Origin of the sequence: Streptomyces albidicamelliae (assembly GCF_025642175.1) — a bacterium.
Taxonomy (GTDB): Bacteria; Actinomycetota; Actinomycetes; order Streptomycetales; family Streptomycetaceae; genus Streptomyces; species Streptomyces albidocamelliae.
The window spans coordinates 983,390-1,004,216 of sequence record NZ_CP106795.1; the positions used below are offsets into that span (position 1 = coordinate 983,390).

The following is a 20,827-nucleotide window of genomic DNA, read 5'->3' on the forward strand; positions in this document are numbered from 1 at the left end:
AGTCGTCATGCCGTCCCCAGTCTCCGCGGACCACCCAGCCGCCCAGCCACCCGGACGCGGCTCGGTCGAGTCGCTGATCACGCAGGCGCGGCGCCTCAAGGGGGACGTGGACGCCGTACGGCGGGACACCAGGAGCGACGGTGCGGACCCGGAGGACCGCTGGCAGCGCGCCCTGTACGACCTCGCGTTGCACCAACTGGACGATCTGGACGCGCATCTGGCCCAGTTGCGGGACGGCCCGGAGCCCGGTCCGGCCGAGTCCCCCGCTCCCCCGGCGGTCCGGCCACCGGTCGGCACCCCGCGCGGCTCGCTGCTCAGCCGCGTCGGCAGTGCGGAGTGGAACCTGCTGACGGACGAGGCCACCTGGTCCGGGGAGCTGTACCAGATCCTCGGCCGCGACCCGGACGAACCCGCCCTCACCCTGGACGAGATGCCCTCCCTGGTCGTGGACGAGGACCGGCCGACCCTGACCGCGATGGTGACCGACTGCCTGGTCGACGGGAAGCCGATCGACGGGGAGTTCCGCGTCCTGCGGCCCGACACCACCGTGCGCACCGTGCACATGATGGGCGAGCCCGTCCTGGGCGCCGACGGCGGCACCGCCTCGATGTGGGCCGTGCTGCGCGACGTCAGCGAACTGCGGCGCCGCCGGCGCGACGTGCGCGAGAGCCGCGACTCGCTGCGGCACCAGCGCCGGCAGGAGGAGACCGAGCAGCGGATCGCGACCGAGTTGCAGGAAGCCGTACTGCCGCCGGGCCTTGGCCCCCTGCGGCTCCCGCACCGGGCACCACCGGCCCTCGACCTCGCCGGCCACCGCCTGCCCGCGACGACCGGCCGGCTGATCGGCGGGGACTGGTACGACGCGCTGGAACTCTCCGACGGGCAGACCCTGCTCAGTGTCGGCGACCTCACCGGACAGGGGGTCGCCGTCGCCTCCGGCATGGCGACGCTGCTCGGCGCCGTACGCGGCATGGCGATGGCCGGCACCGAACCGGGCCGACTGCTCGCCCTCCTGGACCAGTTACTGGACGCCACCGTGCAGCCGGCCCTCGGCAGCGCCCTCTGCTGCCGCTACCGGCCGGAGACCCGCACCCTGCTCTGGGCGCAGGCGGGACACCCCGCCCCGTTGCTGTATCGCGACGGGACGGGGCGTGTGCTGGACGCACCGGACGGTGTCCTGCTCGGCGCGACCACCGGCACCGCCTACGGGCAGGCCGTCGAGCACCTCCGGGCGGGCGACCTCCTTCTGCTGTACACCGACGGCCTGGCGGCCGGGTGCGGCACATCAGGGGCCGTGGACCGACTGCTCGGCCTCGGCCCACAGTTGGGCGCGGCGCCCACCGCGCAGGACTGTCTGCGGGCGGTCGTCGAGGAGTTCGGCGAGGCCGGACGCGCGGACGACGGGTGTGTACTCGTCGCCAGGGTCACCGGCTGAACCGGCACGCGGGCACGCGAGAGCACGGACGCGGAACGATGAGCTGGACGGACTTCGGGTCAGGACTCCACGAGCGAAATCCCGGGACCGTGGCGCGCGGGCCCGTTACGCCTGTGCGCTGTTGTCCTTGGACCGCGGCTTGGGCAGGGCGAGCCGGATCTCCTCCCGCAGTTCGTTGATTTTCGGGTAGCCGGCGTACTCCGCGGTCAGCCGGTACATCTCGCGCAGCCGGTCCCAGGTGCGCCGGGACGAGTTCGAACCCATCGACATCAGCGCCAGCCGTGCGTAGCGGTCGGCCTGCTCGGGGTCGTTGGCGATGAAGCAGGCCGACGCCATGGACAGATGGTCGAAGATCTTCGACCGCTCCCGCCCGTCCACGCGCAGGGCCAGGGCCTTCTCCGCGTAGTACTGGGCGTGCGTGGCCGCGGTCGGGTCGAACTCGGCCAGCGTGCGGTAGGCGAGGGCCTGCATGCCGTACAGGTCCTCGTCCTTGAAGGTCTGCATCCAGTCCGGCGGCTCCACGTCCTGCCGGTCGGAGACGAAGAGGTCCTCCGCCCGGCCGAGGGTGCGGCGCATCGCCTGGCCCTTGCCCATCGACGCCTGCGCCCAGGCCTCGATGGTGTGGAACATCGCCTGCGTACGCGGCTGCAGGCGGTCGCCGGAGCCGGAGTGGGCGAGCTTCATCAGGTCCATCGCGTCGTCCGGCCGCCCGAGGTGCACCATCTGACGGGCCGCCCGCGACAGGGCCTCGCCGGCGCGCGGCCGGTCGCCCCCCTCACGGGCGGCGTGGGCGGCGATCACGAAGTACTTCTGGGCCGTGGGCTCCAGGCCGACGTCGTGCGACATCCAGCCCGCGAGGACGGCGAGATTGGCGGCGACGCCCCACAGGCGCCGCTGGAGATGGGGTGGGTGGTGGTAGGCGAGCATGCCGCCCACCTCGTTCAGCTGGCCCACGACCGCCTTGCGCTGGAGCCCGCCTCCGCGGGCCGCGTCCCAGGCGCGGAACACCTCGACCGAACGCTCCAGTTCCTCGACCTCCTGCGATCCGATGGGGGCGGCCTCGTAGCGGTCGAACCCAGCGGGGTCGGCGTGCAGGGGGTCGTCGAGGACGGGGGCGTCGGCCTTGAGGGCCGGGTCGGTGTGCAACCAGTCGTACATGGCGCTGCTGAGTGTGGATCCCGCGGCGAGCGCGGCACCCGCGCCCACCAAGCCGCGTCGGTTGAGCATGAGGTCCATTCCCGTGAATTCGGTGAGGACCGCGGCGGTCCGCTCGGGCGGCCACGGCACACCGTCGGGATGTTCCTCGATCCCGTCGCTCTGCCGTTTCCCCGCACGCCCGTGCCGTACCAGACCTAGGTCCTCGATGGTCACGACACGGCCGAGACGCTCGGTGAACAACGCCGCCAGCACCCGCGGCACGGGATCGCGCGGGATCTCTCCCGTGTCGATCCAACGCCGCACCCGGGAGGTGTCGGTCGACAGCTGGGGGTGGCCCATGGCCGCCGCCTGCCGGTTGACCAGTCTCGCGAGTTCGCCCTTGGACCAGCCGGCCAGGCCGAACAGGTCCGCAAGGCGGGTGTTGGGTTGTCCGCTCACGTCAAGCCCCCAGGTTCTCGGCTGAGTTGACAGTAGCCCGCCGGAGGTTGCCGGGCGACTATTCGCCACGGTTCGCCAGGGTCCGCCAGATGGTGTGCCACTGGGCATCGGGTGTCAGGTAGGAATGCGCCACCCCGACCCGGTCGCCGCCCTCCGCGGAGGGCGTACGGCGGACCCCTTGCGGTTCCGCCACGTGCGACGGGCACATTCCCCAGGGTGTTCCCGGGTGACCGGGCCGGGTTGCGCGCAAGGACTTACAGGCAGGCAACGCAGGCACACGAAGGGATCTGTATCTCCCATGTACGCAGCATCGTCCTCCGTGTCCGCCCCGCCCCGGCCGCTGCGCTCCCGCCCGGCGGGCGGCGGACCGTACCTCGACCCGGCGGTGCGGCCGGGCGGCCCCGTGCTCGGTGCGGGCCGGCCCCGGCGGGTGCCGGGCCAGCCCGGGCCCCAGCAGCTCAGCGGCAGACTGGATCTGTCCGGCCCCCAGGGCGCGCAGCTGCGCACCGCGATCGCCGCGGTGCACCGGATCTGTCCGGAGTTCGCGCCGGTGCAGGTGCTGAGGCGCAGCGGTCGGTCCGTCCTGCTCGTCGGGACGACGGGGCGCAGCACGGCCGTCGCCAAGTGCCTGCTGGACCACTCGCCCGCCTGGGCCGAGCGGAGCCGCCACGAAATAGCGGTGTACCGCTCGTTCGTCCGGCACCGGCCTCCGGTCCGTGTGCCGAGGCTGATCGCGGCGGACCCGGACAACTGCACGCTGGTCATCGAGCGGACCCCCGGCCGGACACTGGCACTTCAGCGGCATCCGCTGGAGGCCCCGCCCCGCGCGGACATCCGGGCAGCGCTCGGCGCGGTCTGCCGGGTGAACGCCTGGCGGCCCCCTGCGGGCACCTTCGACATGCCGCTGGACTACGCGGCCCGGATCTCCCGGTACCACGAGCTGGGTCTGCTCACCGACCGGGACCTCGGCGATCTGCAGAAGCTGCTGCACGGCATCGCCCATGAGGTGGGCCGGCACGGCATGCTCCAGTTCTGCCACGGCGACGCGCTGCTCTCGAACATCCTGGTGTCACCGGCCGGTCCAGTGCTGGTGGACTGGGAGCACGCGGGCTGGTATCTGCCGGGGTACGACCTGGCCACGCTGTGGCTGGTCCTCGGGGACGCGCCGGTGGCCCGGCGGCAGATCAGCCAGATCGCCCAGTCGGCGGGTCCGGCCTCCCGGGACGCCTTCCTGGTGAACCTGATGCTGCTGCTCACCCGGGAGATCCGTACGTACGAGACGGCCGTGCAGCGTTCGATGCACGATACGGCCCCGGCGGCACCGGGCACGGCCCACCCGGGTGCTGCGCCGTCCGGCGAGGAACAGCGGCTGCTGCTCAGGCGGCTGCACGACGACTGCCAGATGGCCCGCCGGGCCGTCCGCGCGGCGGTCGGCACTCGCTGACGGGGACGACGGTTCCGCGGTGCGCCCGGAGCGGCGGCGCACCGCGGACCTTCGTATGTCCGGGTCCGGCGCGCATCCGCCGGGGTACCGGCGAGGACCGGCCCGCCGCGTCCACTGGTGTATGCCAGTGACGCTCCGCAGGCCCGGCCACCGCCGCGGCGAAACTCGCCGAGACCCGTCGTGACGTGGGAAATCGCTGTGACGTAGGCATTATTGACGGATCGTCGGCAAGCCGGTAGCACTGACCCAGCTCGGCACCGCACGCCCCGCCACGCCCGCCCGTCACAGGAGGCCGCATTGCGAGGTCCCGCCACCGATCCCACGTCCACGCCCGGCCACAGACATCTGCGGCGGGCCGCCGGCCCGTTCACCGCCGCGGCCCTGCTGCTGCCGCTGCTCGGCGCGGCACCCGCGCAGGGCGCCACCGACACTTCCGCCGACCGGCTGCAGCAGGCGTTCGCCACCGCCGCGGCCGACCACCACGTGCCGCAGAGCGTTCTGCTGGCCGTCTCCTATCTGCAGTCCCGCTGGGACGGGCACGGCGGGGCGCCCAGCGTCACCGGCGGGTACGGTCCCATGCACCTCACCGACGCCGAGACCGCCGTGGCGACCACGGAGCACTTCGCCGAGGGCGCCGAGGACGCGCGGGGCGACTCGGCACGCGCCGCTCTCCGGCCGCACGTCGAGGTGCCGGCCGAGTCGGCGGTGCCGGCCCGGCTGCGGACGCTGCGCAGGGCGGCGGAGCTGACCGGCATTCCCGCCGCGGACCTGCGCACCGATCCCGCCGCGAACGTGTCCGGCGGCGCCGCTCTGCTCGCCGCCGCGCAGAAGGAGCTCGGCGAGCCGCTGAGCGCCGACCCGGCGGACTGGTACGGGGCGGTGGCGCGTTTCTCGGGCGCCGACGACACGGCGACCGCCGCCGCCTACGCGGACGACGTGTACGACGTGCTGCGCTCGGGCGAGGAGCGCACCACGGACGACGGCCAGCAGGTCGCGCTGGCCGCCCGGCCGCGGCTGGTCCCCGACCGGGCCCAGCTGGGGCGGGCCGGGCTGCGCACCCTGCCGACGGACGGCGTCGAGTGCCCGAAGTCGGTGTCGTGCGAGTCGGTCCCGGCGCCGTACGCGCAGTTCGGGGACGACGACTACGGCAACCACGACCTCGGCGACCGCCCTGCGTCGCAGCGGATCAGGTACATCGTCGTCCATGACACGGAGGGCGCCTGGGACGGGGTGATGAACCTGATCCAGGACCCCACCTACGTCTCGTGGAACTACACCATCCGTTCCACCGACGGGCTGATCGCCCAGCACGTCAAGGCCAAGGACGTGGCCTGGCACGCGGGCAACTGGGACGTCAACGCCCGGTCCGTGGGCATCGAGCACGAGGGCTTCCTCGCCGATCCGGACGCCTGGTACACGGAGGCGATGTACCGGTCCTCGGCCCGGCTGGTGAAGTACCTCTCCCGGAGGTACGACATCCCGCTGGACCGGCAGCACATCCTGGGCCACGACAACGTGCCCGGGCCGACCACGTCCACCATCCCGGGGATGCACACGGACCCCGGCCCGTTCTGGGACTGGCGGCACTACTTCCAGCTGCTGGGCCACCCCTTCGAGCGGGCGGGCGGCAAGCAGTCCGGGCTGGTGACGATCCTGCCCGACTACGCGTCGAACCGGCCCGTCTACACGGGCTGCACCACCAAGGGCGAGCCCTGCACGGCGCACGGCTCCAGCGAGGTGCGCCTGTACTCGGACCACGACGTGAGCGCGCCCCTGATCAAGGACATCGGTCGGAAGACCGAGCCGACCGACGGGGTGAACGACCTGTCCTCGCGGGTCTCCACCGGTCAGCAGTACGCGGTCGCCGACCGCTGGGGCGACTGGACGGCGATCTGGTACCTGGGGCAGAAGGCCTGGTTCCCGAACCCGCGCAAGGACCCCGCGGCGGTGTCCGCGAAGGGCCTGGTGGTGACCCCGAAGGACGGTGTGGCGAGCATCCCGGTGTACGGGCGCGCCTATCCGGAGAAGGAGGCCTACCCGGCGGGCGTCCCCGCCCAGTCGGTGGTGCCGCTGCCGTACACGATCCCGGCCGGTCAGCGGTACGTGGTCGGTGACGAGATGCCCGGCGAGTACTACTACGCGGTCACCTTCACCACCGACTCGCACCGGGTCGTGGTGGGCAAGGACCTGTACTACGAGATCCAGTACGGTCACCGGGTCGGGTTCGTCCGGGCGGCGGACGTGACTCTCGAGGGCTCGGCCCGCTAGCGGGTCCGGTGCCTCAGCCCTGCTGGAAAAGCTCCGCCGGGAGCGGCTTCAGCAGGGCGTACAGGTCGTCGGTGATCGGGCGGTCCCAGGCCGCGATGGTCACGAGGACGCCGTCGCTGCGGTCGAACTGCACGCAGGAGATCCGGCTCTCGGACAGCTTCAGGCGGCGCACGATGAGGAGGTTGTCGCCCTGGAGGACCGGCGTGTCCTCGGTCTCGACGACGGTGATCTCCTCGTCGTTCTCCAGGGCCAGCAGCAGCTGGCCCACCTCGAAGGGGATCTCGCCCTCGGCGACGTCGCGGGCCGGGGAGCCCTCCGGCAGGTTGCCGATGATCATCGCGGGGCCGCGGCCGCCGAACAGGTCGTAGCGCAGGAAGACGCCCTGGCAGGTGCCGTCGGGGGCGGGCAGCAGACCCGCGCCGAGGTTGCCCGGCCAGTCGCCCGGGTCCATGGCCAGCACGTCGAAATCGGGTCCGGCGGGAGTGGCGCTGCGGCGGCGGAGGAACGACATGCGGCCATGGTACGTGCCCGGGCTCGGCTGGGTGACCTGCGGGCGCCGGGTGGCGCACCGGCGGGTGGCGGGCGTCAGCCCAGGGGGCAGCTGGTGAGCAGGGTCGTCGCGTCCGCGCCGGCGGGCCGCGCCACCGTGTGGCCGGCGGGCGGGCGGCTGCCCGAGGTGATCCACCCTTCGAGTGCTGTGAACGCCGCGCGGTGGCAGGGCACCAGCGGGCGGAGCCGGCCGGGGAAGGCGTCGACGAGGGAGTCGGTGTGCGTGCCGTCCTCGATGCGGTAGTACCGCAGCAGCCCGCCGCGCCCGGACGCGTGGACCATGCGGGCGTAGACGTCGGAGTCCTCGCTGATCGGCAGCAGCACGTCGAGGGTGCCCTGGAGGGTGATCAGGGGTTTGCCGATGCGCCCGGTGAGGGCGATGCGGTCGACGGCGCGGTGGACGGCGGCGGGGCGGGCGGCGTAGTCGTAGTCGGCGTCGCAGGCGGGTGTGCCGGAGGCGCAGTACGGCGTGCCCGCCTCGGTGGCACCGTCGTAACCGGGGTCGAGCTCCTCGCGGTAGATGCGCTGGGTGAGGTCCCAGTAGACCTGGTAGTGGTACGGCCACAGGAACTCGGAGCCGGCCGGGAAGCCCGCCCGGTGCAGGGCCGTCCGGGCGTCGGCGGCTCCGGGGCCGCCGGCGGCGTAGGCCGGGTAGTGGCGCAGCGCGGCCGGCAGGGAGGTCAGCAGGTTGGGGCCGTCGGCGCGCCAGAGGGTGCCCTCCCAGTCGACTCCGCCGTCGTACAGCTCGGGGTGGTTCTCCAGTTGCCAGCGCACCAGGTAGCCGCCGTTGGACATGCCGGTGGCGAGGGTGCGGGCCGGGGGCCGGTGGTAGCGCTGGGCGACGACGGCGCGGGCCGCGCGGGTGAGCTGGGTGAGGCGGGTGTTCCACTCGGCGATGGCGTCGCCGGGCCGGCGTCCGTCGCGGTGGAAGGCGGTGCCGGTGTTGCCCTTGTCGGTGGCGGCGTAGGCGTAGCCGCGGGCCAGCACCCAGTCGGCGATCGCGCGGTCGTTGGCGTACTGCTCGCGGTTGCCCGGGGTGCCGGCGACCACCAGGCCGCCGTTCCAGTGGTCGGGCAGCCGTACGACGAACTGGGAGTCGTGCTGCCAGCCGTGGTTGGTGTTGGTGGTGGAGGTGTCGGGGAAGTAGCCGTCGATCTGGATGCCGGGGACTCCGCTGGGCGTGGCCAGGTCCTTCGGGGTGAGGCCGGCGTAGTCGGCCGGGTCGGTGTGGCCGGAGACCACGGTCCCGGCGGTGGTCAGCTCGTCGAGGCAGTCGGTCTGCTGGAGGGCGGCGCCGGGCACGCGGAGCCGGTCCTGGCCGGCGCAGTGGCCGGCCGGTGCCCCGGCCGTGGTGGGCGCCGCCGTGGCCGGGGTGATGAGGAGGGAGCAGGCGGCGGCGAGGGAGAGCGCGCCCAGCGCGGCACGCCGTGCCGGCCGTGCGAGCGGTGGGGTGCGGTGGGGGAGCATGCGGTGCCTCCGGCGGGTCGGGTGTACGGGGACGCGCTGGAGGTTAGGGGCGTGGTGGTGGCGCCGGACATGTGTGGGGCCGCCATGATGGCGGCCCGTACAGCGGTGCCGGCCACCATGGCGACCCGTAGGTGCCTGACTTCCTGTCAGGGGCAGCCGCCGTCCGCGAGGGTGTAGTAGCCGGTGGGCGACTCCTTCAGGGTGTGGGTGACGAACGTGTTGTAGAGGCCCATGTTCTGGTGGGAGCCGACGGCGTAGGTGTAGCCGCCGCTGGTGGTGGCCCGTCCGACCTGCACCTGGGCGTAGTTGCTCGCCGTCCAGCAGGCGGCGGTGCCGCCGTCGCCGGGGTCGGAGCCGCCCGGGTCGGTGGTGTCCAGGCCGAAGAAGCGGGCGATCCAGCGGCTGGAGCAGAGGGAGTCGGGGAAGTACGGGGCGCCGGTGGCGCCGCACTGCTCGGGGCCGGTTCCGGGGTCGACGGGGGTGCCGTGGCCGATGCCGGGGACGCGGTCGACCTCGACGGCGACGGTGCCGTCGGCGGCCAGGTACTGGTCCTGCCTGGTGGCGTCGGATCCGATCGTGGTGGTGCGGGTGGGGGTCTGGGAGAGTCCGTGCAGGGCCGTCCACTGGTCGCGCAGTTCGGTGGCGTTGCGTGGCGCGACGGTGGTGTCCTGGTCGCCGTACCAGATGGCGGCGCGCGGCCAGGGCCCCTGGTACGACGGGGCGGCGTCGCGTACGCGCTGGGCCCAGGCGTCGGGGGTCAGGTCGACGCCGGGGTTCATGCAGAGGTAGGGGCTGTTGTCCTTGGTGCAGTCGTAGGGCAGGCCGGCGACGACCGCGCCGGCGGTGAAGACGTCGGGGTAGGTGGCGAGCATGACCGAGGTCATCGCGCCGCCCGCGGACAGGCCGGTGACGTAGACGCGCCGGGGGTCGGCGCCGTAGGCGGTGACGGCCTGGCCCACCATCTGCCGGACGGAGAGGGCCTCGCCCTGGTCGCGCCGGTTGTCGGTGCTCTGGAACCAGTTGAAGCATGTGTTCGCGTTGTTGGCGGTGGTGGTCTCGGCGAGCACCAGCAGGAACCCGTCCTGGTCGGCGAGTTGCGGGAGCCCGGAGTTGTCGGCGTAGACCTGGGCGCTCTGGGTGCAGCCGTGCAGGGCCACGACCACCGGTGGGTGCGCGGGGAGTGCGGCGGGCCGGTACACGTACATCGTGAGGGCGCCCGGGTTCGACCCGAAGCCGCTCACCCGGGTGAGGGTGACGGAGGCGCGTGCCGTGGGCAGGGGGCCGGCGAGGGCGGTGCCGAGGACGACGGCCACGACGGCCAGGAGGCGGACCAGGAGACGTCCCGGGCGGCGGGGGGACCGTCGCGCCGGGGTCGTCCGGGCGGGGGTCGCGCGGGGGCTGCGGGTGGTTGCTGCGACGCGGAGGGCGGGCGCATGGCGGCTCCTTGGGTGGGCGCACGGCCCCGGCCGCTCCGGCGCGCGGGCGCCGGGAGCACCGGGCGTGGCGGAACCGTAGGTTCCCGCGGGGGCGCCGCCATGGCGTGCGGCACCACAGCCGCGGCCGGACCGGTCGGCGCCGGACGCCTTGTGGGGGCCGTGCGCTCTGCTAGCGCGCGGGCCGGCCTCATTCCTCGGGCGCCCCCGGCGGCACCACCGCGACCGGGCTCGCCGCGTGCAGCAGCACGGCCTGGGTGACCGAGCCCATCATGCGGGCCGGGGCGAGCAGCCGCCGCCGGTGCCGGCCGACGACGACGAGCTCGGCGTCCTTGGAGGCGGCGACGAGGAGGCCCGCCGCGTCACCGGGGAGCGCCTGCACGCCGGCCCGGACCTCGGGGTGCCGCTTTCGGTGGGGGGCGAGGAAGCCCTCGGCGAGGACACGGGTCTCGTTCTCGATCGCGTCCCGGTCGACCGGGGGCGGCACGAGCTGGCCGGGGGCGGACCACGTCTGCACCGGCCACGGGTAGGCGGCGATCACCTGGACCCGGGCGCCCCGCAGGGCGGCCTCGGTGAAGGCGAAGGTGAGGACGGCGTCGTCGGGGCTGTCGGCGTGCAGGCCCACGACCACCCGGGGCCCCGGCTCCTCGGCGCCGTCCCCGTGCACCTCACGGCCGGGTGCGGGTACGACGACCACCGGGCACTCGGCGTCCCGTGCGACGGCGAGGCCGTTGGAGCCGAGCAGCAGGCTGGCGAAGCCTCCGCGGCCCCGCGAGCCGAGGACCAACAGCTCCGCGTCCAGTCCGAGTTCGGGGAGCACGGCGCCCGGTACGCCCTCCAGGGCGACGTACTCGACGGCCGGCTCCGCCACGCGGTCCGCGAGCCGGGCGCGTACCTCGTCGAGCACCGGATCGCCCTCGGCCTCCGGTGGTGCGGCGACCAGCACGTCGGCCTGGCCCCAGGCGGCGTACTGCCGTACGTGCACCACCCGCAGCGTCGCCGCGCGGCGGCCGGCGGTCTCCAGGGCCCACTCCAGGGCCCGCAGGCTGTCCTCGGAACCGTCGACCGCGGCGACGACCGGCGCAGTGCTCATCCTTGCCCACCTCCGGAACTCGACCTTCCCCTTGCTGGGGCCAGCCTCGCTCAGGCGTGGCCCCGGCAGGGCGCTGCCGGTCGCGTGTCCGGAAATCCGGCCGGAACACCCCTCGCTCAGGTCAGATCGAACTCGCCCTCACGCGCGCCGGAGACGAAGGCGCCCCACTCGGCGGGGGTGAAGATCAGGGAAGGGCCTCCCGGGCGGCCGCTGTTCCGCATGGCGATGAAACCCTCGACGAAGGCGATCTGGACATCCCCCAGACCTCGGCTGCTGGACTGCCAGTCGGCCCTGCTGAGATCCAGCTCCGGCTTGTCCCAGCCTGCGAGCGGCTGCTGCTGGATGGTGCTCTCGGCCACGTCCGTGCTCCTCCCGGTTCGTCGTCCGCGGTCAGCCTAGCGACCGCTCACGACGGCCGACAGGCCACGTTCCACGGACCTTTCAGGAATCGGGGGGCTCGGAACCCACCAGCCACATGGAGAAGAACTGCGAGCCTCCGCCGTAGGCGTGGCCGAGCACCCTGCGGGCGCCGTCCACCTGGTGCTCCCCGGCGCGGCCGCGGACCTGGAGGGCGGCCTCGGCGAAGCGGATCATCCCGGAGGCGCCGATGGGGTTGGTGGACAGCACGCCGCCCGACATGTTGACGGGCAGGTCGCCGTCGAGTGCGGTCACGCCGGACTCGGTGAGCTTCCAGCCCTCGCCCTCCTCCGCGAACCCGAGGTTCTCCAGCCACATGGGCTCGTACCAGGAGAACGGCACGTACATCTCGACGGCGTCGATGTCCCGGCGCGGGTCGGTGATGCCGGCCTGCCGGTAGACGTCGGCGGCGCAGTCCTTGCCGGCCTGCGGGGAGACGAAGTCCTTGCCCGCGAACAGGGTGGGCTCGCTGCGCATGGCGCCGCCGAGCAGCCAGGCGGGCGGCCGGGGCGCCCGGGCGGCTCCGGCACGGTCGGTGAGGACCATGGCGCAGGCGCCGTCGGAGGACGGGCAGGTCTCGGAGTAGCGGATCGGGTCCCACAGCATGGGCGAGGCCTGGACCTTCTCCAGGGTGATGTCGTGTTCGTGGAGGTGGGCCCAGGGGTTCTTGAGCGCGTTGCGCCGGTCCTTGTAGGCGACGAGGGAGCCGACGGTGTCGGGGGCGCCGCTGCGCCGCATGTACGCGCGCACGTGCGGGGCGAAGAATCCGCCGGCGCCGGCGAGCAGGGGCTGCTGGAAGGGGATGGGCAGGGACAGGCCCCACATGGCGTTCGATTCGGACTGCTTTTCGAAGGCGAGGGTGAGGACCGTGCCGTGGACGCGGGCGGCGACGAGGTTCGCGGCGACGAGCGCGGTGGAGCCGCCGACGGAGCCGGCGGTGTGCACCCGCAGCATGGGTTTGCCGACCGCGCCGAGGGCGTCGGCGAGGTACAGCTCGGGCATCATCACGCCCTCGAAGAAGTCGGGCGCCTTGCCGATGACCACCGCGTCGATGTCGGCCCACGTCAACGCGGCGTCCTCCAGGGCCCGGTGGGCGGCCTCGCGGACGAGTCCGGCGATCGACACGTCCCGGCGGGCCGCCACGTGCTTGGTCTGGCCGACGCCGGTGACGGCCACGGGTTCCTTGCTCATCGCGGATCCCCTTCGAGTACGGCGACCAGGTTCTGCTGGAGGCAGGGGCCTGAGGTGGCGTGGGCGAGGGCGCGGTCGGACTCGCCGCGGTGGACGGCGGCCGCGGCCTCGCCGATGCGCAGAAGACCGGCGGCCATCACCGGGTTGGCGGCGAGCGCCCCGCCCGAGGGGTTGACGCGTACGTCGTCGCCGAGGCGGAGGGCCTTGCGCAGGACGACCTCCTGCGAGCTGAACGGGGCGTGCAACTCGGCCGTGTCGACGGGCCGTTCGAAGGCCCCGGCGCGCTGCGCGGCCAGCCGGGCGGACGGCGAGTCGGTCAGGTCGCGGACGCCGAGCGCGTGGGCCTCGATGCGGTGGTCGATGCCCCGGATCCAGGCGGGCCGTTCGCACAGTTCCCGGGCCCTCTCCCCCGCCGCGAGGACGACCGCCGCGGCGCCGTCGCCGATGGGCGGGCAGTCGCCGGTGCGCAGGGGCCGTACGACGTAGTCGCCCTGCGGGATGCGGCCCTTGAGCTGGGCGTGCGGGTTGGCGCCCGCGTCGGCCCGGCTGCGGGCGCCGACGGCGGCGAGGGCGGGCTCGTCGGTGTGCCCGGCGTCGATGAGGGCCTGTGCCTGGAGGGCGGCGAGGGCCACGGCGTCGGGCCACAGCGGGGCGACGTAGTACGGGTCGAGCTGGCGGGTGAGCACGTCCCGGACCGAGCCGGGTGAGCACTTGCCGTAGGAGTACACGAGCGCGGTGTCGGCCTCCCCGGTGAGGAGCTTGGTCCAGGCCTCGTACAGCGCCCAGGCGCCGTCCATCTCGACGTGCGACTCGGAGATGGGCGGCCAGGCGCCCACCCCGTCGAGGGCGAGGGTGAAGGAGAAGGCGCGGCCGGCGAGGTAGTCGCTGGACCCGGAGCAGGTGAAGCCGATGTCGGCGGTCCTCAGTCCGGTCCGGTCCAGGACCTCGTGCAGGACCGGCATGAGCATCTCGACCTCGGAGGACTCCTCGGTGGAGCGCCGGTGGCCGGTCTGGGCGAACGCGACGACGGCGATGTCCCGGGCGGCGCGGTGGTCGCTGGTCACAGCAGCTCCTTGTACGTCTCATAGTCCGCGTCGGGCTCGCCGGTGGGCCGGTAGTGGTCGGGGTAGCGGGCGCCCTCGGTCCACACCGGTTCCACCCGCAGGCCCATGCGGACCTGGTCGTAGGGGATGCCGCCGATCCGGGCGTGCAGGGCGAGGTCGGCGCCGTCGAGGGCGATGTGCGCGTAGACGTAGGGCACCTCGATGTCGAGGTTCTTCGCCTTGATGTTGACGATGCAGTAGGTGGTGACCGTGCCGCGGGGGCCCACCTCCACCTGTTCGTGCGTGGCGAGTCCGCAGGTGGGGCAGGCGCCCCTGGGCGGGACGTACACCTTGCGGCAGGACGGGCAGCGTTCGCCGACGGTGCGCCGTTCGGTCAGGGCGGCGATGTAGGCGGTCTGGGCGCGGCCCGGCGAGTAGGTGTAGTCGAGGCGAGCGGGTGCGACGATCCCGGTGAGCGGGTCCGCGAAGACGCCCGAGTGCGTGCCGGGCCGCACGGGTTCGCCCTCGTACGGCTCGAAGCAGGCGATGTCGGTGATGGCGCCGGTGCGCTCGGCAGCCCAGCGGACGCGCACCCGCATGCCGGTGCGGACGGCGTCGGGACCGGGGGCGTCGAGGGCGTGCAGCAGGGCGGTGTCGGCGCCGTCGAGCCGGACCAGGACCCAGGCGAACGGGGTGGCGAGGGGCTGGCCGCGGCGGGGTTCGTGGTTCCAGGCCCAGGTGGTGACGGTGCCCGTGGGGGCGACCTCCACCAGGTCGCGCAGTTCGTCGGCGGTGACGGGGTCGTACTCGACGGGCGGTACGAGGACACGGTCGTCGGTGGTGCGCACGCCGAGCACGACGCCCTCGCGCAGGCCGGTGAGGAAGGCGCTCTGGACGGGGCCGAGGGAGCGGGTGAAGGGGAACTCGACGACGAGTGGCGCTTTGAGGACTTCGGGCATCCGGGGGCTCCTCGGGTCAGGCGCGCTTGTAGACGGGGGGCCGCTTCTCGGCGAACGCGCGGGCGCCTTCCCTGGCGTCGGCGGTGTCGAAGACGGGCCAGCCGCGGGCGAGTTCGGCGGCGAGTCCGTCGGTCTCCGTCATCTCGGCGGTCTCGTAGACGGACGCCTTGACGGCCTCGACGGCGAGCGGGCCGCAGGCGTTGATCCGGTCGGCGATCCGGAGGGCCTCGGCGAGCGCGGTGCCGTCGGGCACCACATGGCCGATCAGGCCGATGTCCGCGGCCTCCCGGGCGCTGTAGGGCCGGCCGGTGAGCAGCATCTCCAGGGCGTGGGTGCGGGGGATCTGGCGCTGCAGCCGGACGGTGGAGCCGCCGATCGGGAAGAGTCCGCGTCTGACCTCGAAGAGGCCGAAGGTCGCGGACTCGCCGGCGACCCTGATGTCCGTGCCCTGGAGGATCTCGGTGCCACCGGCGACGCAGTGTCCCTCGACGGCGGCGATGACCGGTTTGCGGGGGCGGTGGTGGCGCAGCATCGCCTTCCAGTGCAGGTCGGGGTCGGCCTTGAGCCGGTCGCGGTGGTGCTCCCCCTGCATGCCGTCGCCGGCCAGCGCCTTCAGGTCCATTCCGGCGCAGAAGGCGGCGCCGGCCCCGGTGAGCACGATCGAGCGGATCGTGTCGTCCTCGTCGGCCTCGATCCAGCCGTCGTACAGGCCGACGAGCATCGGGAGCGAGAGCGCGTTCCTGGCGTCGGGCCTGTTCAGCGTGAGCACCAGTGTGGCGCCCTCGCGCCGCACGGTGAGGTGTTCCGTCCCGCCCATCGGCCATCTCCCCTCGGTGAGAACGAGAACAGGTTGCAGGAGGCGGGTGGCCACTTCAAGGGTTTTCTGACAGACAGTCAGATTTATTGGTGCGGGGCCTTCCCAGTTGCGGTCCCCTTTGCTCTGATGACCGGCGAACCGACGGATGCGCCTTTGCCGTCCGGGGCTGCCGGGGGTCAGGAGGAGCGGTGGAGTACAACCTTGCCGATCTGTTCGAGTCGGTCGTCGACGTGGTCCCCGACCGCGAGGCGCTCGTGTACCTCGACCACCCCGGCACGGGTGCGGAGCGCCGGCTGACCTACGCGGAGCTGGACGCCGCCGCCAACCGTGTCGCGCACCACCTGACGGACAGCGGACTGCGGCCCGGGGAGCACCTCGGTCTGCATCTGTACAACGGGGTCGAGTACCTGCAGACGGTCCTGGCCTGCCTCAAGGCGCGGATCGTCCCGGTGAACGTCAACTACCGCTACGTCGAAAAGGAGTTGGTCTACCTCTACCGGGACGCCGACCTCGTCGCGCTGGTCTTCGACGCGGAGTTCGAGGAGCGGGTCGCGGGCGCGCTGCCGCGCACTCCGGACCTGCGGCACCTGGTGCGCGTCGGCACGGGAGAGGCACGGGTGCCCGGCGCGGTGCCGTTCGCCGAGGCGGAGGCCGCCGGTTCGCCCGGGCGGGGGTTCCCCGCGCGGTCGGGGGACGACCAGTTCATCATCTACACCGGCGGCACCACGGGCATGCCCAAGGGAGTGATGTGGCGTCAGGAGGATCTGTTCTTCGCCGGGCTGGGCGGCGGTGCGCCGACCGGGGAGCCCGTGAAGGCGCCGGAGGAGCTGGCCCGGCGGGTGGCCGCGGGCGGCTCCGGGATCACCTTCTTCCCCACTCCCCCGCTGATGCACGGCACGTCGACCCTCACCGCGTTCATCGGGTTCAACTTCGGCCAGCGCGTCGTCCTGCACCGCAAGTTCGTGCCCCAGGAGGTGCTGCGGACCGTCGAGCGGGAGAAGGTCACCAGCATCTCCCTGGTCGGGGACGCCATGCTGCGGCCGCTGATCGACGCGCTGAACGGGCCGATGAAGGGCACCGACTGCTCGGCCCTGTTCAGCGTCTCCTCGTCGGGGGCGATCATGTCGGAGACGGTCCGCCGGCAGTTCCGTGAGCTGGTGCCGAGCGCCCTGCTGCTGAACAACTTCGGGTCCTCCGAGTCCGGGTTCAACGGGACGGCGACCGAGGACTCCGGGCCCGAGCGCGGCTTCCGCATCCGGGTCAACTCCCGCACGCTGGTGGTGGATCCGGCGACGCACGAACCGGTCGCCGTCGGCGAGGTCGGCCGGGTCGCCCAGTGCGGCAACGTCCCGCTCGGCTACTACAACGACCCGCGGAAAACCGCCGAGACCTTCTTCGAGAAGGACGGGCGGCGCTGGGTCCTGCTGGGGGACATGGCGACGGTCGACGCGGAGGGCGTGGTCACCGTGCTCGGCCGGGGCTCGCAGTGCATCAACACCGGGGGCGAGAAGGTGTACCCGGAGGAGGTCGAGCAGGCGCTCAAGGCGCATCCGGACGTGTACGACGCGCTGGTCGCGGGCGTGCCGGACGCCACCTGGGGCAACCATGTGGCCGCCGTGGTACAGCTGCGCGAGGGAGCGCCGCGGCCGTCGCTGGCGGACATCCAGAATCACTGCCGCACCCGCCTGGCCGGGTACAAGATCCCCCGCCAGCTGGTGATCACCGAGCTGGTCCAGCGGTCACCGAGCGGCAAGGCGGACTACCGGTGGGCGCGGGAGGTGGCGGTCGCGGCCGACCATCGGTAGCGGCGGGAGCCGGCTCGGCGGATCGCGCGCCGGGGTCAGGGTCAGCGGGCCGGGGTCACCGGTCAGCGGTCGAGGAAGTCCACCAGGACGGCCAGGAACTCCTCCGGGCGGCTCTCGTGCACCAGGTGGCCGGCGTCGACGGTCACCAGCCGGGCGTCCGGGATCAGCTCGGCGAGGAGCGCCACCTCATCCTGCGGGACGAGACTGGTGGGGCCGCCCCCGATCACCAGCGTCGGCATGGTGATCCGGTCCATGTGGTCCCGCCACACCGGGTCGGGCGTGTTGCGCTGGACATCGGTGGCCCGCACCATCGCCCAGTCGAACGGCAGGTCGCCGCCCGGGTGTTCGGCGGGCGGCCGGGGCGGGTCGAGCGGTACCGGGGCGCACACGTCCTCCAGCACCAGGCGCCGTACGGCCGCGGGGTGGCGCTGGGCCAGCAGGTACGCGACGAGGCCGCCCAGGGAGTGGCCGACGACGTCGGCACCGTCGATGCCCAGGGCCGTGACGAGGGCGCGGACGTCCTCGCTCATCGTCTCGGCCGTGTAGTCGGCGGCGCGGTCGCTGTGCCCGTGGCCGCGCAGGTCGGGGGCGTACACGCGGCGCGGTCGCGGGGGCGCCGCGAGCCGCTCGGCGATCCGCGTCCAGTCCGTGCCGTCGGCGCCCCGGCAGTGCAGCAGGACGACGGGCGGGGCGTCCGTCGGCCCCCAGGTGCGGCAGGCCAGGGTGATCCCGTTCGCCTCGACGGCGTACGGCGGTGGCGAAGTATCCATGTCGGCAACCTAACCCTGCGCCCGGTGGTGCGCGGGCCGGTCTGCCTGCGGCGGAACGGAGGGCGCGGGACCGTCCAGGAAGGCGAGGACGCGGGCGCGGAAGTGTTCCGGGTCGTCGAGCCAGGGGTAGTGGGCGGCGCCGGGCTGGACGGCCGACTCGGCGTTCGGGAACACCTGCGCGGCCCGGCGGGCGAGGTCGGGGCGTGGTCCGCCGTCGAGTTCGCCCGCGTACACGAGGACCGGGGCGGTCAGTTCGGCCAGGGCGGCGCGGGTCGCGTCCGGGGTGAAGGCGCCGTCGGCGAAGTAGCGCTCCCCGGCCTCCTCGTTGGTCTGCGTCAGCTCGGCGTCCGTGTGGGCCCGTGCCGTGTCGTCCCAGCGGCCGTGGAAGAACGGCAGGAAGACGTCGTCGAACCCGGCCTCGCCCGCGAGCCAGGCCCGGAAGGCGGGGAAGGCGTCCGCGAACCACGGTTCGTCCTCGCGCAGTTCCGCCGCCGCCAGCCGGTCCTCGGGGGTGGCGCGCAGGCCCAGGGCGGACGGGTTGGGGGTGATCAGCACGAGCCGCCGGATCCGGTGCGGCCGGCGGGCCGCGTAGAGCATGGCGAGAGCGGCGCCCGCCGAGTGGGCGAGCAGGTCCATGTGCTCCAGCCCCATGTGGGCGCGCCACAGCTCCACGTCCTCGACCATCCGGTCGCAGCGGTAGGTCTCGGGGTCCGCGGGCACCGCGGAGTCGCCCGTGCCCCGCAGGTCCAGCAGGGCGAGCCGGCGGTGCGCGGTCAGCCCGCCCAGGTCGCCGAGGTAGGCGGAGGCGCGCATGGGGCCGCCGGGCAGTACGGCGAGGGGTTCGCCCTCACCGCGCAGGTGGTAGGCGAGCCGGGTGCCGTCGGTCGTCAGGAAGGTGGGCATGCCGTCGATCATCCGGGGCGGTCCCGCGGATCGGCAACGCCATTCCGGGAACGAGGCGGTGCGGCGGTCAGGGTGCCTGGTCGCGGAAGCGCTCGCGCAGGTCGCGCTTGAGGATCTTTCCGCTGGCGTTGCGCGGCAACTCCGGTACGAACAGGACCTTCTTGGGCGCCTTGAAGGCGGTGAGCCGCTCCTTCACATGGGTGATCAGCTGGTCCTCGGTCACCTCGCCGCGCGCGACGACGACCGCGGTGACGGCCTCGATCCACCGCTCGTCGGGCAGACCGATCACGGCGGCCTCGGCGACCGCCTCATGGGTGTAGAGGGCGTCCTCGACCTGGCGTGAGGCGACCAGCACGCCACCGGAGTTGATGACGTCCTTCACCCGGTCGACGATCGTGAGGTAGCCGTCGGCGTCGCGCACCGCGAGGTCGCCGGAGTGGAACCAGCCGTCCCGGAAGGCGTCGGCCGTCTCCTCGGGCTTGTCCCAGTAGCCCTCGCACAACTGCGGTGAGCGGTACACGACTTCGCCCGGTGTGCCGTCGGGCACGTCCGCGCCGTTGTCGTCGACCACCCGGGCGTCCACGAACAGCACGGTCCGGCCGCAGGAGTCCAGCCGGCCCTCGTGCTCGTCGGGGCCGAGCACGGTGGCGAGCGGGCCGATCTCGCTCTGGCCGAAGCAGTTGTAGAAGGCGAGCTTCGGCAGGCGTTCCCGCAGCCGCTCCAGCACGGGCACCGGCATGATGGAGGCCCCGTAGTACGCCTTGCGCAGGCCGCCGAGGTCGCGGGTGGCGAAGTCGGGCCGGTTCGCCAGGCCGATCCACACGGTCGGCGGTGCGAACAGGCTGTCCACGCGGCCGGATTCGATCAGGTCGAAGAGCCGGTCGCCGTCGGGCGCGTCCAGGAGGATGTTGGTCGCGCCGACGGCGAGGTAGGGCAGCAGGAACACGTGCATCTGCGCCGAGTGGTACAGCGGGAGCGCGTGCACCGGCCGGTCCCCGGCGCTCAGGTCGAGGGCCGTGATGGCGCTCAGGTACTCGTGCACGAGGGCGCGGTGGGTCATCATCGCGCCCTTGGGCCGGGCGGTGGTGCCGGAGGTGTAGAGCAGTTGCACCAGGTCCTCGGTGCGCGGCTCGGGCCCGTCGTACGGCGGTGTGTCCGGCAGCCGGGCGAGCAGGGAGTCCTCACCGTCCCGCAGCGGCAAGCGCCGCACCTCGTCCGGCAGTCGCGCCGCGAGGGCCGGGTCGGTGAGCACGAGCGAGCTGCCGGACTGGCCGACGAGATAGGCGAGGTCCTCGCCGGTGAGGTTCTGGTTGACCGGCACGTGGACCAGGCCCGCGCGGGCGCAGGCGAGGAACCCGATCAGGTAGGCGTCGGAGTTGTGGCCGTAGGCGCCGACCCGGTCGCCGGGCGCGAGGCCCTCGGCGAGCAGTACAGCGGCCGCGCGGGAGACGGCGTCGTCGAGTTCCTCGTAGGTCCATCTGCGCGTGCCGTACTCCACCGCGACGCGCGCCGGGGTGCGCCGGGCGCTGCGCCGCAGGACCCCGTCGACCGTGCTGCCCTGTCCCTGCATCATGACAGCCGATCCTCGGCCCACCGGCCGTACCGGTCAAGAACCGGGCCCCCGGGGTTCGGGCCGG

The 20,827-nt window shown here is 73.3% G+C and carries 17 protein-coding genes; 4 read left to right on the forward strand and 13 right to left on the reverse strand.

What is annotated here, in order from left to right; genetic code table 11:
* Positions 1–7 precede the first annotated feature (7 nt).
* Complete coding sequence (locus tag N8I86_RS04760; protein WP_263277176.1) at positions 8–1,435, forward strand: PP2C family protein-serine/threonine phosphatase; 1,428 nt, start codon at positions 8–10, stop codon at positions 1,433–1,435.
* A 105-nt stretch (positions 1,436–1,540) separates the two neighbouring features.
* Here the strand turns inward: N8I86_RS04760 and N8I86_RS04765 are convergent, their stop codons facing one another.
* Entirely contained in the window at positions 1,541–3,031 is a 1,491-nt protein-coding gene (locus N8I86_RS04765) for a DNA-binding protein NsdB (protein WP_073894483.1), read from the reverse strand.
* 298 nt (positions 3,032–3,329) lie between these two features.
* On the opposite strand from N8I86_RS04765, the gene N8I86_RS04770 reads away from it, so the two are divergent.
* Together N8I86_RS04770 and N8I86_RS04775 are read left to right on the forward strand one after the other, a co-directional pair.
* Positions 3,330–4,475 carry an aminoglycoside phosphotransferase family protein gene (locus N8I86_RS04770; protein ID WP_123438901.1) on the forward strand — a complete coding sequence of 382 codons (1,146 nt, stop codon included), beginning with the start codon at positions 3,330–3,332 and terminating at the stop codon, positions 4,473–4,475.
* Between the two features lie 297 nt (positions 4,476–4,772).
* Positions 4,773–6,743, forward strand: coding sequence for an N-acetylmuramoyl-L-alanine amidase (locus tag N8I86_RS04775; protein ID WP_263277177.1), 1,971 nt, complete (start codon positions 4,773–4,775; stop codon positions 6,741–6,743).
* Between the two features lie 13 nt (positions 6,744–6,756).
* Here N8I86_RS04775 and N8I86_RS04780 read toward each other — a convergent pair whose 3' ends face one another.
* The 9 genes from N8I86_RS04780 to N8I86_RS04820 all read right to left on the reverse strand — a co-directional run bounded on the left by N8I86_RS04780 (position 6,757) and on the right by N8I86_RS04820 (position 15,712).
* On the reverse strand, positions 6,757–7,254 hold the full coding sequence (locus N8I86_RS04780) for a glycosyltransferase family protein (protein WP_073894488.1): 498 nt from the start codon (positions 7,252–7,254) through the stop codon (positions 6,757–6,759).
* Between the two features lie 74 nt (positions 7,255–7,328).
* Positions 7,329–8,759, reverse strand: coding sequence for a 3-hydroxybutyrate oligomer hydrolase family protein (locus tag N8I86_RS04785; protein WP_263277178.1), 1,431 nt, complete (start codon positions 8,757–8,759; stop codon positions 7,329–7,331).
* Between the two features lie 146 nt (positions 8,760–8,905).
* Positions 8,906–10,072 (reverse strand): extracellular catalytic domain type 1 short-chain-length polyhydroxyalkanoate depolymerase, encoded by a 1,167-nt coding sequence (locus tag N8I86_RS04790; RefSeq protein WP_404830779.1) that lies wholly within the window; start codon positions 10,070–10,072, stop codon positions 8,906–8,908.
* 310 nt (positions 10,073–10,382) lie between these two features.
* Positions 10,383–11,285 (reverse strand): universal stress protein, encoded by a 903-nt coding sequence (locus N8I86_RS04795; RefSeq protein ID WP_073894491.1) that lies wholly within the window; start codon positions 11,283–11,285, stop codon positions 10,383–10,385.
* A gap of 116 nt (positions 11,286–11,401) precedes the next feature.
* On the reverse strand, positions 11,402–11,644 hold the full coding sequence (locus N8I86_RS04800; RefSeq protein WP_073894492.1) for a DUF397 domain-containing protein: 243 nt from the start codon (positions 11,642–11,644) through the stop codon (positions 11,402–11,404).
* Between the two features lie 82 nt (positions 11,645–11,726).
* Entirely contained in the window at positions 11,727–12,893 is a 1,167-nt protein-coding gene (locus tag N8I86_RS04805; protein WP_073894494.1) for a thiolase domain-containing protein, read from the reverse strand.
* Positions 12,890–13,957, reverse strand: a complete 1,068-nt coding sequence (locus tag N8I86_RS04810) for a thiolase domain-containing protein (protein WP_263277179.1) — start codon at positions 13,955–13,957, stop codon at positions 12,890–12,892. Before N8I86_RS04810 ends, N8I86_RS04805 begins: the two co-directional genes overlap by 4 nt.
* Positions 13,954–14,895 (reverse strand): Zn-ribbon domain-containing OB-fold protein, encoded by a 942-nt coding sequence (locus tag N8I86_RS04815; protein WP_123438896.1) that lies wholly within the window; start codon positions 14,893–14,895, stop codon positions 13,954–13,956. The genes N8I86_RS04810 and N8I86_RS04815 overlap by 4 nt, the downstream gene beginning before the upstream one ends.
* Before the next feature lie 16 nt (positions 14,896–14,911).
* Positions 14,912–15,712 (reverse strand): crotonase/enoyl-CoA hydratase family protein, encoded by an 801-nt coding sequence (locus N8I86_RS04820; protein WP_263277180.1) that lies wholly within the window; start codon positions 15,710–15,712, stop codon positions 14,912–14,914.
* Between the two features lie 188 nt (positions 15,713–15,900).
* On the opposite strand from N8I86_RS04820, the gene N8I86_RS04825 reads away from it, so the two are divergent.
* Positions 15,901–17,517 (forward strand): acyl-CoA synthetase, encoded by a 1,617-nt coding sequence (locus N8I86_RS04825; protein ID WP_263277181.1) that lies wholly within the window; start codon positions 15,901–15,903, stop codon positions 17,515–17,517.
* 62 nt (positions 17,518–17,579) lie between these two features.
* Here the strand turns inward: N8I86_RS04825 and N8I86_RS04830 are convergent, their stop codons facing one another.
* The 3 genes from N8I86_RS04830 to N8I86_RS04840 form a co-directional block, all read right to left on the reverse strand.
* Positions 17,580–18,287 (reverse strand): alpha/beta fold hydrolase, encoded by a 708-nt coding sequence (locus N8I86_RS04830; protein ID WP_263277182.1) that lies wholly within the window; start codon positions 18,285–18,287, stop codon positions 17,580–17,582.
* Between the two features lie 9 nt (positions 18,288–18,296).
* The gene (locus N8I86_RS04835; RefSeq protein ID WP_263277183.1) at positions 18,297–19,190 is read right to left on the reverse strand and encodes an alpha/beta fold hydrolase; all 894 of its coding nucleotides are present in this window, start codon (positions 19,188–19,190) and stop codon (positions 18,297–18,299) included.
* A gap of 67 nt (positions 19,191–19,257) precedes the next feature.
* Positions 19,258–20,763, reverse strand: coding sequence for an acyl-CoA synthetase (locus N8I86_RS04840; RefSeq protein ID WP_263277184.1), 1,506 nt, complete (start codon positions 20,761–20,763; stop codon positions 19,258–19,260).
* Positions 20,764–20,827 lie beyond the last annotated feature (64 nt).